Consider the following 13,470-nt stretch of genomic DNA (forward strand, 5'->3'; position numbering starts at 1 on the left):
GGTGGGAAAGCGAGCGGTCCTCACGTCTGCACTGGTCAGCGACGGAAAATGCCCTCACAAGGGGAAGGGTCGGACAGAAATCCTTACGGTTCCGTAGGTTTCGGGCCCGTAATCTCCACTGAATCTGTACGACCCGATTACCCCTGGCGTCCCCGTCGTGCGACGTCACCCGTGGGACGCCGTCTCCTCCCCGGTCAGCGTCCGCGCGGCGGATTCCGTCACTCCCGCCGTCCCTCCGGTGCGCTCCGCGCGACCCGCCCTGACCAGGGCGAGCACCAGCGCGCCCGCCGCCGTCCCGACGAAGCCGGCCGTCACGAGCGCCGAGTCGAGCCCCGACGCGAACGCGGCCCGCAGCGCGTGCTCGGAGAACGTCCCGCGCAGCGCCCCGGCCCCGCCGCCCGCCAGGGTGTGCGCCGCGTCGTGCGGGAGGGTGTCGCGCATCCGCGAGGTGAGTACGGTCCCGGACACGGCGACGCCGAGTGCATACCCCAACTGTCGTACGGTATTCACGGCGCCGCCCGCCATGCCCGCACGCTCGGCCGGCACCGCCGCGAGGGCCGCCCCCGCGATCCCCGGCGCCACCAGTCCCGTACCGATGCCCACCAGGACGAGCCCCGGCACCAGCGTCGTCCAGTCCGAACCGGCGCCGAGGACGGCCTGGCAGAAGCAGCCCGTACCGATCAGCAGCAGCCCGCCGCCGATGGTCAGCCGGGCCGGCACCCCGTGCAGCAGCTTCCCGGCGAGGACCGACACCACGACCGCGGCCCCCGTCAGCGGCAGCAGCGTCAGCCCGCCGCGCACCGGACTCATCCCCAGCAGCGTCTGAAGCCAGATCGACAGATACGGCATCCCGCCGAACGCCGCCCCGTTGAAGGCGAGCGCCCCCACCATCACACCCACGAACGCGGGCTGGCGCAGCAGCGACAGATCGAGCAGCGGATGCGCCACCCGCCGTTCCACCAGCACGAAGCAGACCAGCGCGAGGGCCGCGACCGCGAACGACCCGAGTGTCACGGAGGCGCCCCAGCCGTCCTCGCCGGCCCGCACCACCGCATACGTCACCCCGCCCGCGAACCCCGCGAACGCGACCGTGCCGAGCCAGTCGACGCGCATCCCGCGCGGCCCCCGCGACTCCGGCACCACCCGCAGCGTCAGCCACGCCGCGGCCACGCTCACCGGCAGGTTCACGAAGAAGATCCACCGCCAGCCCGGCCCCTCGGTGAGCACCCCGCCCAGCACCGGCCCGACGGCCGCGGCCCCGCCGCTGACCGCGCCCCACACCCCGAGCGCCACCGACCGCTGCCGCCCCTGGTAGACGGAGCCGAGCAACGGCAACGTCGTGGCCAGCATCGCGGCGGCCCCCACGCCCTGCACGGCCCGCGCGGCCACGAGCGCGCCCGGCCCGTCCGCGAGCCCGCACAGCAAGGACGCGACCGCGAACAGCACGACGCCCACCACATGCACCCGCCGCCGCCCCAGGGCGTCGGCGGCGGCACCGACCCCCAGCAGCAGCGCGGCCAACGCCAGCGCGTACCCGTCGACCACCCACTGCAGATCGCTCAGCGACGCGTGCAACGACCGCGCCATGTCCGGCAGCGCGACGACCACGATCGTCACGTCCAGCAACAACATGAACGTGCCCAGGCACACCGCCGTGAGCGGCCCCCATGTACGCATGTCCTCAACTCCCCTGTCCGGGTTGTGCAGTTCTCCGTACGATGGGCTCGATCCGGACGATCGAGGCGGTGTCGGACGCCGCGCCGCCGGAATCCGACAGGAGCAGCCGTGCTGGAGATGGAATCCGACACCCTCGACCGTCTCGACATGCAACTGCTGACCGCGCTGGAGCTCAACGGCCGGGCCTCCTTCAGCCGCCTCGGCTCGGTGCTCGGTGCCTCCGACCAGACCGTCGCGCGCCGCTACCGTCGGCTCACCGCCGAGGCCGGCCTCCGGGTCGTCGCGATCCGGGACGCCGAACGCCTGGGCCAGGACCAGTGGATGCTCCGCCTGCGCTGCGCCCCCGACAACGCCCTCACCATCGCCGACGCCCTCGCCAAACGCCCCGACACCGCCTGGATCGGCCTCGCCTCGGGCGGCACCGAGATCATCTGCCTGACCCGTCCCCGCAGCCCCGGCGACTACGACGACCTCCTGCTCGGCAAACTCCCGCGCACCCCCAGCGTCCTGGACATCCGCGCCCACCAACTGCTCCACCGCTTCTACGGCGGCCCGACGGGCTGGCTCCGCCGCTTCAAGGTGCTCGACGACGACCAGATCGCCGCACTGCTCCCCGCACCCGCACCCGCGTCCGCACCCGGCCCCGCCCGCATCGAGCCGGAGGACGAGGCCCTGATCGCCGTCCTCGAACGCGACGGCCGCGCCGGCTACCCCGAACTCCAGCGCGCCACCGGCCGCTCCGAGTCCGCCGTCAAACGCCGGCTCGCCGCACTGACCGGCTCGGGGGCGGTGTACATCGACATCGAGTACGACTCGGAGGTGTTCGGCTACGCGCGTGCGGCCGTCCTCTGGATCACGGCGACCCCGGCCGCGCTGCGGTCGGTCGGCGAGGCGCTGGCCACGCACGACGAGATCGCGTACGCCTCCGCCACGGCCGGCACGTCCAACATCGCGGTGACCGCGGTCGTCAAGGACACGGCGGGGCTGTACGACTACCTCAGCGGGCCGCTGGGGCGGCTCGACGGGGTCCGGCAGGTGGAGGCGAGCCCGTTCCTGCGGCGGGTGAAGCAGTTGACGTATCGGACGCTCCCCCTCAACTCGCCCTCCCTCAAAGTAAGTTCAAGATAAATCATGCGCAAAACCAAGCACCCGGAGATGGGAATCACAGTGTTCGGCGATCGACTGTGGCTCGTCAAAACCGATGCCGCAGGGATTTCCCGAAAGATCTTCTGGAAATAGTCTTCGGAAGTCCTTCCGGCGAGCCCTCGAAGGGAATATCGAGTTGAAGACCAAAAACACTCATCGCCGGTCGCTGGGACGCCACAGGAAGGCGGTCATGGCCTTGGCCGCGGCGACGACCCTCCTCGGCGGCGCGATGTACGCCAACGCGAACGCCGCGTCCGTCCAGTCCGACCCGTCCACCGGCGTGTCCGCCTCCCCGTCCACCCCCGGCTCCACCTCCCCGTCCAGTCCCGGACCGACCTCCTCGTCCCGGCCGTCCACCTCCGCATCCGCCCCCGAACCCACGGGAACGGCCGGCACGGGCTCGTCCGTATCGGACGTGGTCGACGCCGCCAACGCGTTCCTGGACACCCTGGACGACGACCAACAGGCCGACGCGCTCCTCGACTTCACGCAGGCCAACGCCACCGCCTGGTCGAACGAGGCATGCGGTGCGACCTGCCGGGTCGGCATCGAACTGAGCACGCTCAGCGACACCCAGCTCGCCGCCGCCGAGGCGGTGGTCGAGGCGGCCACGGGCACCGGGACCGACACCGGCTACGACCAGATCAGCCAGATCCTGGCGGCCGACGACGTCCTCGGCGAGACCGACAGCAGCTACGGCAGCGGCAACTACTACCTCGCCTTCCTGGGCACCCCGAGCACCTCCGGCACCTGGCAACTGCACTTCGGCGGCGATCAGTTGGCCGTGAACCTCACCTACAAGGACGGGGAGGTCGTAGGCACCACCCCGTACTTCGCCGGCGTGGAACCCGCCAGCTGGACCGACGACGGCACCACCTACGCGCCCCTGTCCGGGATGCACGACGGGATGGAGTCGATGCTCGAAGGCCTGAGCGACGACGAGCTGTCCGAGGCGGAGCTCTCCGACGCCACCACCGACGTGGTGCTCGGCCCGGACGCGGACGGCGACTTCCCCGACACCAAGGAGGGCCTCGCGGTCAGTGAACTGACCGACGACCAGCAGCAGTTGGTGCTCGACGCCATCACACCGTGGGTCGAGGCCTCGGACGACACGACCGCCGCGTCCACCCTGAGCGCCTACGAGTCGGACCTCGACGACACCTACATCTCGTACTCCGGCACCACCGCACTGGACACCGCGGGCGACTACGTCCGCATCGACGGACCCGGCGTCTGGATCGAGTTCTCCGTCAAGGACGGCGTGGTCGACACCGGCCAGCTCAACTACAGCTCCGTCTACCGCGACCACGACACCGACTACGGAGGAGAGTTCTCTTTCTCCTGAACCACCCGCCGACGACGTAATGGGCGGCGCTGCTTCCGGCAGCGCCGCCCGCTGCCGGGAATTCCCTCGCGGCCGGTCGAGGAATTCATCGCTGGCCGCATTCTTGTGGACGCTGGAGTGCGGTCCGGCGCTTTATCGCACCCTCGCGATATTCGATATCGGTATAGCCCCGCAATAAGAAACCGGGACTACGGACCGCGCCGGTGCAATCGGTCCCCACCCGCCAGAATCGCCGCCGCCAACGCGTCCGCCGCCCCCTGAGCCGACACCCTGCGCCGCCCGTGCACCAGCACGAAGTCGACCTCGCCCAGCTCCGGCAGCCCGGCCCGCTCCGGTATCCGCACCAACCCCGGCGGCACCAGCCCCCGCGAGTGGGCCATCACCCCCAGACCCGCCCGGGCCGCGGCGATCAGCCCGTTCAGACTCCCGCTCGTGCACGCGATGCGCCACGCCCGCCCCTGCCGCTCCAGCGCCTCCAGCGCGAGCGCCCGGGTGATGCCCGGCGGTGGATAGACGATCAGCGGCACCGGACGATCCGCGTCCAGGCGGAGCCGCTCCGCGCCGATCCACACCAGCTTGTCGTGCCAGACCAATTCACCCCGCGGATCCTCGGCGCGGCGCTTCGCCAGCACCAAGTCCAGCTTCCCCGCGGCCAGTTGCTCGTGCAGCGTGCCGGACAGCTCGACCGTCAGCTCCAGGTCGACCTCGGGATGGTCGGAGCGGAAGCCCTCCAGGATCTCCGGGAGCCGGGTGAGGACGAAGTCCTCGGAGGCGCCGAAGCGGAGCCGGCCGCGCAGCCGCGTGCCGGTGAAGAACGCGGACGCCTGCTCCTGCACCTCCAGGATGCGGCGCGCGAAACCGAGCATCGCCTCGCCGTCCTCCGTCAGCTCCACGGAGTGCGTGTCCCGGGTGAACAGCTGCCGTCCCGTCGCGTCCTCCAGGCGCCGCACATGCTGGCTCACCGTGGACTGGCGCAGCCCGAGCCGGCGAGCGGCCTGCGTGAAACTCAGCGTCTGGGACACCGCGAGGAAGGTGCGCAGGTGGGAGGGGTCGTACATGGCATACACCCTACCGGCTATCGCGAAACGTGATGACAGTCAGAGCGGTATGACGGATTCCCGATCAAGGATCCGGAGAGGAGCATGGGGAGGGCACGAGTCCGCGCCGGAGGACGGACCGGACGTACAGCGAGACAGTGGAGCACAGTGAAACGCCTGCGATGGCCGAGTCGGATGCCGATCGACCCCTTCATCCTGCTGCTGCTCGGGACGGTGGGGCTCGCCGCACTCCTCCCCGCGAGAGGCGCGGGCGCCGACGTCGCCTCGGGCGCCTCCACGGCCGCGATCGCTTTCCTCTTCTTCCTCTACGGCGCCCGGCTGTCGACCCGTGAGGCACTGGACGGGTTCAAGCACTGGCGGCTGCACACCACCGTCCTGGCCTGCACCTTCGTCGTCTTCCCGCTGCTAGGCCTGGCCGCCCGCGGTCTCGTCCCGGTGATCCTGACCCACCCCCTCTACCAGGGGCTGCTCTTCCTCACCCTCGTCCCGTCGACCGTCCAGTCGTCGATCGCGTTCACCTCGATCGCGCGCGGCAACGTGCCCGCCGCGATCTGCGCCGGCTCCTTCTCCTCGCTCGCCGGCATCGTCATCACCCCGCTGCTCGCGGCGGCGCTGCTCGGCAGCAGCGGCGGTGGATTCTCCGCCGACTCGCTCCTCAAGATCGTGCTGCAACTCCTGGTGCCGTTCCTGGCCGGGCAGGTGCTGCGGCGCTGGGTCGGTGGGTTCATCACCCGGCACAAGAAGATCCTCGGCTACGTCGACCGCGGCTCGATACTCCTCGTCGTCTACACCGCGTTCAGCGAGGGCATGGTCCAGGGCATCTGGCACCAGGTCAGCGCGGCCCGCCTCGCCGGACTGCTCGCCGTCGAGGCCGTCGTGCTCGCCGTGATGCTCACCCTGACCTGGTACGGCGGCAAGGCGCTGCGCTTCGACCGGGAGGACCGGATCGCCATCCAGTTCGCCGGTTCGAAGAAGTCCCTCGCCTCCGGACTGCCCATGGCCAGCGTCCTGTTCGGCGCCCATGCCTCGCTGGCCGTGCTGCCGCTGATGCTCTTCCACCAGATGCAGTTGATGGTGTGCGCGGTCATCGCCAAGCGCCGCGCCCGCGATCCACTGCCCGAGGTCACCGGGCCGGCGGCCCCAACCGCAGGGTCACGAACCGCGGTCGGTACAGCGACACGTTCCGGTTGAGGTTCAGGGCGGCCGAAGTGGCCGTGGCGTCCAGCCAGTTGACGTCGTAGCTGAGGACGATCCGGCCGTCGTCGCCCAACTCCGTGTGTACCTGCGGGTTGTACGCGGCGACCTGGCCCTGCGGCAGCGGCGGGCTGAAACTCCTCGTCGGTCCGTGCCACGGCCCGGTGGGCGAACACGCCCAGTACGAGGTGACGGTGGTGAGCCCCCGGCTGCCCGCGGCCATCGTGAACAGGACGTACGTCCCGCCGTCCCGCACCACCGAGAACGCGCTGCCCACGCCGGTGCGTCGACCATCCCCGAGCACAGGTCGGGGCCCGGCGCGGGCCGTCCACGCCGAGCCGTCCCAGTACTCCCAGGCGCCCGGCTCCCCGAGCCGTCCCTCCGGCACTCGCGCCACATACGCCGAGGAGGTCGGCCGGGCCGCGGCCTGGGCGTCGTTCCCGCCGAAGACATACGTCCAGCCGCCCACCGCGACCGACGTCGTCCCGAACTGCACACGCTGAGAAGGGTCTTGGACGAGTTGCTGGTCGAAGACCTTCACGATCGACTCCACCCGCAGGTCCGGCAGCGACAGCGTGGCCACCTCCGTCGCGGTCGGCACACCGTAGATCCACGGGTACGGCCCGGCCGTCCGCGTCCACAGCAGCACCCGTACGACCGACTCGGCCGAACCAGGGGAGCGGGGCTCGACGCGGGCCGCCACCGGCCAACGCCACTCGTTCGGGGCCGGATCGGGGAACAGCGGGGCGGGGAGCGTGAGTTGGGGGCGGCCGTCGCGCATCACCACCGCCGAGTTGCGCACCAGCGGCGCGCTGGTGTCCCGCCACGCGTACGACTCGCCGACCGGGTTGGGCGGGGCGTACACCCGGCCGAGATAGGTGTCGGAGAACAGCCACAGCACCCGGCCGTCCGGCAGCCGCACCGAGTGGGTGCCGTCGCCGCCGGTCCAGTCGTCGGCACGGGACTCGTCGTCGCCGTACGCGGCGAAGGAGCCGGTGAGCTTCGCGTCCGGCGACCAGGAGCGCACCGTACGGGCCGTGCACGCGCCGCCGCCCTCCCGGTCGTGGTGCTGGGGGAGGGCGGTGAGCAGCACGGCCGCGAGAACCAGGGTCAGCAACAGGCCGACCCCGGCTCCCCTCCGCTGTCGTGCTCGTCGGTCCTCGGGCACGCCCGGGACGTTAGTGGCTGCCGCTCACATGGTCCATGGGCAGCCACAGGACGGTCCCGGCGGGGGAAGGGTGCGGCGCGGCCAGCTCGTCGTCCGTCAACAACCGTTCCCAGACGTGGACTTCGTCGATCGACCCGGTGAAGTACTGCATGCTGTCCATGCGTTGGCCGATGTGCACACCGAACGGCGAGTTGCGGCTGACCGAGCCCACGATGTCCGCCGTGCTCACCGCCGTACCGTCGACGGACAGCGTCAACTGCCCACCGCCGCGCCGCAGTACGGCTCGATGCCACTGACCGTCGTTGTAGGCGCCGGCGGTGACCACGGACGCGGTGTGGACGGTCGTCGCGCCGACCCGGGTGGTGATCAGCGCCCGGACGTGATTGCCGGCGGGTTCGCCGCGCAGCCAGACCTGCGGCTCGGTGGTGCCGACCCCGCCCATCCACAGGAACGGCTGATCACCCGTCGTGGCGGTGTAGCGGAACCAGAGGGACACCGTGAAGTCCGCTGTCCCCAGGGGGAGTCGGTCGCTGTACGGCAGGCGTACGGCGTCGTCGACACCGTCGAAGGACAGGGAGCCGCCGGAGACGCCGCCGGTCTCCTGGGCGCCGCCGAGGACCGCCGCGCGCCCGGCGTGCGGGGCGAGGTCGGCGGTCGTCGGGTCCGGGCCCCGACGCGGTTGCAGCCAGGCCTCGTCGAAGCGGGCGAAGCGGATCTCGTCGGTGGCGGTCACGGCGCCGCCCTCGTAGAGGAGTCCCACCGTGTCGCCGTCGATGCGCGCCATGTCGGAGTAGCCCGACCAGTCCTTCGTCACGACGGTGCCGCGGTCCACGCTGTCCCAGGTGCGGCCGCCGTCGTAGGAGGACCGGATCATCATCGTGCGGCGGCGGTCGGGGTCGGCGTCGCAGGCCAGCAGGATGCGGGCGCCGACACCGAGCGTCGAGCACTGGACCTGCGGGGCGTACAGGTCGGGCAGGTCGTGGAAGGGCGCGGTCAAGCTGTCGCCGCCGTCGCGGCTGACCGCCTGGGTGCGGTGCCCGAGGTCGGTGCCGTCCTGCTCGCGGCCGCTCACCAGGATCGACCCGTCGGTGCGCTCGGTGAGCGTCACCTCGGACGGCTTTTGCCGCCACGTCCCGTCGGCCGCGATCGGATACGAGTCGGTGGCACCGATCCTCCAGTGGTCGCCGCCGTCGTCGCTCACGATCAGCGCCGCGTTGTTCGCGGTGACCCGACTCCCGTCCCAGGTCTCGGTGTTGACGCCGAACACGAGCCGCCCCTTGTGCCGGCCGCGGGTGAGCTGGATGCCGTGCACGGGTCCGGTCGCGTACCAGGAGTTCCAGTTCGGGGGCCGGATCTCGGCGCTCAGGTCACGCGGCCGCGACCAGGTGAGACCGTCGTCGTCGCTGTACTGAAGGTGCGGGGTGCGGTCGCAGGGGACCGAGCAACCGGCGCCGTCCGTACGGCCCGTGTTGTACGTCTCGGCGAGCAGGACGCGGCCCGTCTCGCGGTCCACGACGGGCGCCGGGTTGCCGTGGGTGTCACCGCCGCCGTGGTTGACGACCCGCAACGGGCTCCAGGTGCGGCCGTCGTCCGTGGAACGCTTGACGACGATGTCGATGTCGGCGGCGTCACCGCAGTTGAGGACCCGGCCCTCGGCGAACGCCAGCAGGGTGCCGTCCTTGGTCTTCACGACGGCCGGGATCCGGAAGCAGGCATAGCCCGCGTCCTGGGGAGCCTTGAAGAGGACCTGCTGCTCGAACTCGGGTGCGGGGGTGGCGGATCGGGCGGTGGCGGCGTGCGCGGGGCTCGGGAGCACGAGCAGCGCGGCCAGGGTGAGTACGGCGGTGAGGGTGGATCTCAGACGTGCGCGAAGACTCGACGGCATGGTGGTGCTACCTGCCCTTCATTCGTCTGGACATCCGGACATCCCACGTCCAACGGGCGCGTCACAGACGTTAGTTGGGGCCTCCGGCGCCTCACAAGAAGCGTGCAGTGCTCGTCGCCCCATAACTTCGCAACGCCGGACGAGTGGTGAGGGACCGTCAGTTGGAGGCGGGACGTCTCAGGGCCGCAGCACGACCTTGCCGAGATTGCTCCGCGACTCGATCGCCTGGTGCGCCTCGGCCGTGTCCGTCAGCGCGAACTCCCCATGCACGGCGGGCTTCAGGGCGCCCTCCGCGAACAGCCGCCACAGCTCCTGGCGCCACCGCTCGTACAACTCCGGCCTCCCGCGCGCGATCCGCGCCATCTGGAACCCGATCACGGACTTCGCGCCCACGAGAAGGTCGTACGCCTGGATCGTCCCGCCACCCGAGCTGTACGCCACGAGCCGCCCACCCGGGACGAGCGCCGCTACGGCCGGGGTGAGCAACTCGCCGCCCACGGCGTCGAGTACGTAGTCGACGGGGTCACCCCAGCCCGGCCGGTCCAGGCGGTCGTAGGTGATCACCTTGTCGGCGCCCAACGCGCGCACGAAGTCACCCTTCACCGGATCGGACACCGCACCCACGACCCGCCCGGCACCCCGCGCCCTCGCCAACTGCACTGCCAGATGGCCGACTCCACTCGCCGCGGCCGTGATCAGCGCGGCCTCGCCGGGTTCGGGTCGGGCCGCGTCCAGCGCGCCCAGGGCCACCAGCCCGCTGCGGACGAGCGCGACCGCGTCGACGGCGGAGGCGGAGTCGGGCACGGGGGAGGCTACGCCCTCCTGGAGGACGGCGAAGTCGGCGTACCCGTGCCCGAAGCAGAGCCCGGTCACCCGCTCGCCCGCACGGAAGCGCGTCACGCCGTGTCCTACGGCGGCCACCTCGCCCGCGATCTCGCCGCCGAGCGGGATCGGCTCGGCCGCCTCGGTGACCTTGCGGACGACGGGCAGGGTGACCCCGATCGCCTCGGTGCGGACGAGGAGTTCGCCGGGGCCCGGTACGGGGAGAGGGGCCTCCTCCAGGAACAGCGGGCCGCCGGTGGACTCGTACCGGACGCGACGCATCGCACCTCCAGAAAGCATGAGAGATCGTCGGAGATCGGCGGGGAATCGTCAGAGATCGGCAGGGATCGTTGGGTGTCCCCATGATATTCACGATTTCATTGGGAAGTCCAACGACTTTTCGCTACGCTGCCCACATGGCCGAAGCACCCCTCCCCGCGATCCGCGCCCTCCCCAGCTGGCTCCTCGGTCGAGCCGCCGCCCGGGGGCGGGCCCTCGTCGCCGACGCGCTGGCGGCCGAGGGGCTGAAGATGTGGCACCACGTGGTGCTCTCCGCCGTCCGTGACCTCGCGCCTGTCGCCCAGGCCGACCTCGGTCGTGGTGTCGGGCTCGACCCGAAGGACCTGGTCGGCGTGCTGAACGACCTCCAGTCCGCCGGCCTGGTCGTACGGGAGCCGGACGCGAAGGACCGCCGTAAGAACGCGGTGTCGCTCACGACCGAAGGCGCGCGGCTGCTGAAGCGGTGCGAGAAGGTGGCCCGTGAGGCCAACGGGCAGCTCCTCGCCCCGCTGTCGGAGGCCGAACGCGCCCAGTTCATGGGCCTGTTGATCCGGATCTCCGGTACGGACGGCTGACGGGAGCTAACGTTCCGTCATGACCCCACCGCAGACTCCCGAACCCCGGCTCGCCCTCGACCCCGAGCGCACCGCCCTGGTCCTCGTCGACCTGATGGACCGCATCGTCGCGCTGCCGCTCGAACCGTACAAGGGCACCGAAGTCCTCGCCGTGGCCGAGGAGTTGGCCGCCGTGTTCCGCTCCGCCGGCGCGCTCGTCGTGCTGATCCGGGTCGAGCGTCCCGGCATCGCCGAGCAGCCCGCCGGCAGTGGACTCGCCGACGGGCTGCTGCGGGAAGGGGACCTGGAGATCGTGAAGCGGACGATCGGGGGCTTCCAGGGCACGGGACTTGAGGAGCGGTTGCGTGAACGGGGCGTCGACACCCTGGTGTTCGGCGGGATCGCCACCAACCTCGGCGTGGAGTCCACCGCGCGTGCCGCCGGCGACCTCGGCCACCGACTCGTCTTCGTCGAAGACGCCATGAGCGCGCTCACCGCGGCCGAGCATCAGGCGTCGGTCAGACTCGACTTCCCGCGGCTTGGGTCGGTGGTGACGGCGGGGGAGGTGCGGTTCGGGGCCGGCGACTGAGGCGGGCGGCCGTGCGGTCAGACGAGGACCGTGCCGCCGTCCACGACCACCGTCGAACCGGTCGTATAGCCGCCGCGCATCAGATACAGATACGCCTCGGCGATGTCCTCCGGCTCGCCCACCCGGCCGACCGGCAGCGACCCGGCGACGGACTCGAACAGTCCGTCCCGGTGCTCGTCGGCCAACTCCCGCCACAGCTCGGTGCGGACCACGCCGGGCGCGACCACGTTGACCCGCAGCGGGGCCAGCTCCAGGGCCAGCGCCCGGGTCAGCGACTCCATCGCCCCGCACAGCGCGGCGGCGACGGTCGTGCCGGGGATCGGCCTGCGTCCGGCGGTGCCCGTGGTCAGGACCACGGAACCGCCCTCCCGGATCGACGGGGCGCCGTACTTCACCGCCGTGTACGCACCCCACAGCCGGGTGTCCAGGAAGGCGCGGGCCCGCCCGAGGTCGGACTCGGCGAGGCTCTCCATCAGCAGCGCCTCACCGGCCGTGTAGACCAGGTGGTCGTAGCCGCCGAGCCCTGCGAAGAAGGCCCGTACCGCCTCCTCGTCGCTCGCGTCGAGCACGTGTCCCTCGGCGTCCTCCGGGAGCCGTTTCAGCGCCGCGTCCACGCTCTCCTGCCGGCGTGAGGCGACGACCACCCGGGCGCCCTCCCGCGCGGCCGCCTCCGCGACCGCGTATCCGATTCCCGCCGTACCGCCGATGACGACGATCCGCTGTCCTCGCAGTCCCATGTCCTGCACCTTTCGGCTTGTGCGCGTTGTTGTGACGCTTCCAGCCTGCGGCCGCCGTCGCCTCGCCGTCCAAGACCTCTTTCGACGGTGGCGATACCCTGAAGGCATCGCCGACGGCGTACGGAAGGGCGGCACCCATGGACCTCGACCTGCGGAAGGTCCGCTACTTCGTGGCGGTGGCCGAGCTGCTGCACTTCGGTCGCGCTGCCGAGCGGTTGCACATCGCGCAGCCGGTGTTGAGCCGTCAGATCCGGTCCCTGGAAAAGGACTTGGACGCCACGCTCTTCGAACGCGACAGCCACGGGGTGACGTTGACGTCGGCCGGGCGGCAACTCCTCGACGACGGGCGGGCGTTGCTCTCCTCGGCGAATGCGACGCGGCGTAGGGTGCATCGGTCCGCGCGCGGGCCGCACCGCCTCGTCGTCGGCTTCCGCGCGGGTGTCGTGATCACCCGCACGCTGCGCGCGTACGGCGCCGCCCACCCCGGCATCGAGGTCAAGGCCCGCCGGGTCGAATGGGACGACCAGGAGCAACTGATCCTCGACGGCACCGTCGACCTCGCCTATCTGCGCCGCCCGATCCGTGAGGAGGGCCTCACACTGCTGCCGCTGTTCACCGAGGCCCGGATCGCGATGCTGCCCGCCGACCACCGCCTCGCTGGCAAGCAGGACCTGGTGCTGGCCGACCTCGACGGCGAGGCCTGGCTGCGGTACGCCCACCCCGGCCCGGACGACGTACCGATCCGCAGCATCGAGGAGAAGTTCGAGGCCGTGGCCTCCGGAGCGGGCATCACCCTGGTCCCCGTCTCCGTCGCCGAGCAGTACTCCCGCCCCGACATCACCTACGTCCCCGTGACCGACGCCGAACCCGACGAGGTGATCCTCGCCTGGGAAGCGGCCCGCCGTTCACCGCTGATCGCGGCGTTCGTGGCGACCGCGCAGGGCTGAGGCGGGGCCCCTGCGGCGCAGGGGGCGCTCCCCGCCGGCCGGGGCCCCGCCGCCGTGACGCGGGGCGAG

Annotated in this window: 12 protein-coding genes; 6 read left to right on the plus strand and 6 right to left on the minus strand. The window is 71.4% G+C overall.

All coding sequences use genetic code 11. The features are described 5' to 3' along the window. Positions 1-165: 165 nt before the first annotated feature. Positions 166-1,677, minus strand: a complete 1,512-nt coding sequence (locus tag ACNFOC_RS17680; protein ID WP_416960065.1) for an MFS transporter — start codon at positions 1,675-1,677, stop codon at positions 166-168. A 117-nt stretch (positions 1,678-1,794) separates the two neighbouring features. Here ACNFOC_RS17680 and ACNFOC_RS17685 point away from each other — a divergent pair, with 117 nt between their 5' ends. Both ACNFOC_RS17685 and ACNFOC_RS17690 read left to right on the plus strand, forming a co-directional pair. Then, positions 1,795-2,805 (plus strand): Lrp/AsnC family transcriptional regulator, encoded by a 1,011-nt coding sequence (locus tag ACNFOC_RS17685; RefSeq protein ID WP_416960092.1) that lies wholly within the window; start codon positions 1,795-1,797, stop codon positions 2,803-2,805. Between the two features lie 208 nt (positions 2,806-3,013). Next, the gene (locus tag ACNFOC_RS17690; protein ID WP_416960066.1) at positions 3,014-4,168 is read left to right on the plus strand and encodes a DUF3500 domain-containing protein; all 1,155 of its coding nucleotides are present in this window, start codon (positions 3,014-3,016) and stop codon (positions 4,166-4,168) included. Positions 4,169-4,356: 188 nt separating this feature from the next. Here the strand turns inward: ACNFOC_RS17690 and ACNFOC_RS17695 are convergent, their stop codons facing one another. Then, a complete protein-coding gene (locus ACNFOC_RS17695) occupies positions 4,357-5,226 on the minus strand; it encodes a LysR substrate-binding domain-containing protein (RefSeq protein ID WP_416960067.1) in 870 nt (289 codons plus the stop codon). A 174-nt stretch (positions 5,227-5,400) separates the two neighbouring features. Here ACNFOC_RS17695 and ACNFOC_RS17700 point away from each other — a divergent pair, with 174 nt between their 5' ends. Continuing rightward, positions 5,401-6,417 (plus strand): bile acid:sodium symporter family protein, encoded by a 1,017-nt coding sequence (locus ACNFOC_RS17700; RefSeq protein ID WP_416960068.1) that lies wholly within the window; start codon positions 5,401-5,403, stop codon positions 6,415-6,417. On the opposite strand, the gene ACNFOC_RS17705 is transcribed toward ACNFOC_RS17700, so the two are convergent. From ACNFOC_RS17705 to ACNFOC_RS17715, 3 genes are all read right to left on the minus strand, one after another. Further along, positions 6,350-7,588, minus strand: coding sequence for a DUF5005 domain-containing protein (locus tag ACNFOC_RS17705; protein WP_416960069.1), 1,239 nt, complete (start codon positions 7,586-7,588; stop codon positions 6,350-6,352). The two genes, ACNFOC_RS17700 and ACNFOC_RS17705, sit on opposite strands and share 68 nt — an antisense overlap. Positions 7,589-7,598: 10 nt before the next feature. Further along, a complete protein-coding gene (locus ACNFOC_RS17710) occupies positions 7,599-9,473 on the minus strand; it encodes an exo-alpha-sialidase (protein ID WP_416960070.1) in 1,875 nt (624 codons plus the stop codon). 177 nt (positions 9,474-9,650) lie between these two features. After that, positions 9,651-10,577: a quinone oxidoreductase family protein gene (locus ACNFOC_RS17715; protein ID WP_416960071.1), complete on the minus strand. Its 927-nt coding sequence runs from the start codon at positions 10,575-10,577 to the stop codon at positions 9,651-9,653. A gap of 134 nt (positions 10,578-10,711) precedes the next feature. Between ACNFOC_RS17715 and ACNFOC_RS17720 the strand changes: the two genes are divergently transcribed. Next, complete coding sequence (locus ACNFOC_RS17720; protein ID WP_416960072.1) at positions 10,712-11,149, plus strand: MarR family winged helix-turn-helix transcriptional regulator; 438 nt, start codon at positions 10,712-10,714, stop codon at positions 11,147-11,149. Between the two features lie 19 nt (positions 11,150-11,168). Beyond that, positions 11,169-11,717 (plus strand): isochorismatase family protein, encoded by a 549-nt coding sequence (locus ACNFOC_RS17725; RefSeq protein ID WP_416960073.1) that lies wholly within the window; start codon positions 11,169-11,171, stop codon positions 11,715-11,717. A 17-nt stretch (positions 11,718-11,734) separates the two neighbouring features. Here ACNFOC_RS17725 and ACNFOC_RS17730 read toward each other — a convergent pair whose 3' ends face one another. Then, positions 11,735-12,454 (minus strand): SDR family oxidoreductase, encoded by a 720-nt coding sequence (locus ACNFOC_RS17730; protein ID WP_416960074.1) that lies wholly within the window; start codon positions 12,452-12,454, stop codon positions 11,735-11,737. Positions 12,455-12,591: 137 nt separating this feature from the next. On the opposite strand from ACNFOC_RS17730, the gene ACNFOC_RS17735 reads away from it, so the two are divergent. Continuing rightward, a complete protein-coding gene (locus ACNFOC_RS17735; protein WP_416960075.1) occupies positions 12,592-13,401 on the plus strand; it encodes a LysR family transcriptional regulator in 810 nt (269 codons plus the stop codon). Positions 13,402-13,470 lie beyond the last annotated feature (69 nt).

The organism is Streptomyces colwelliae, assembly GCF_048158785.1.
Taxonomy (GTDB): Bacteria; Actinomycetota; Actinomycetes; order Streptomycetales; family Streptomycetaceae; genus Streptomyces.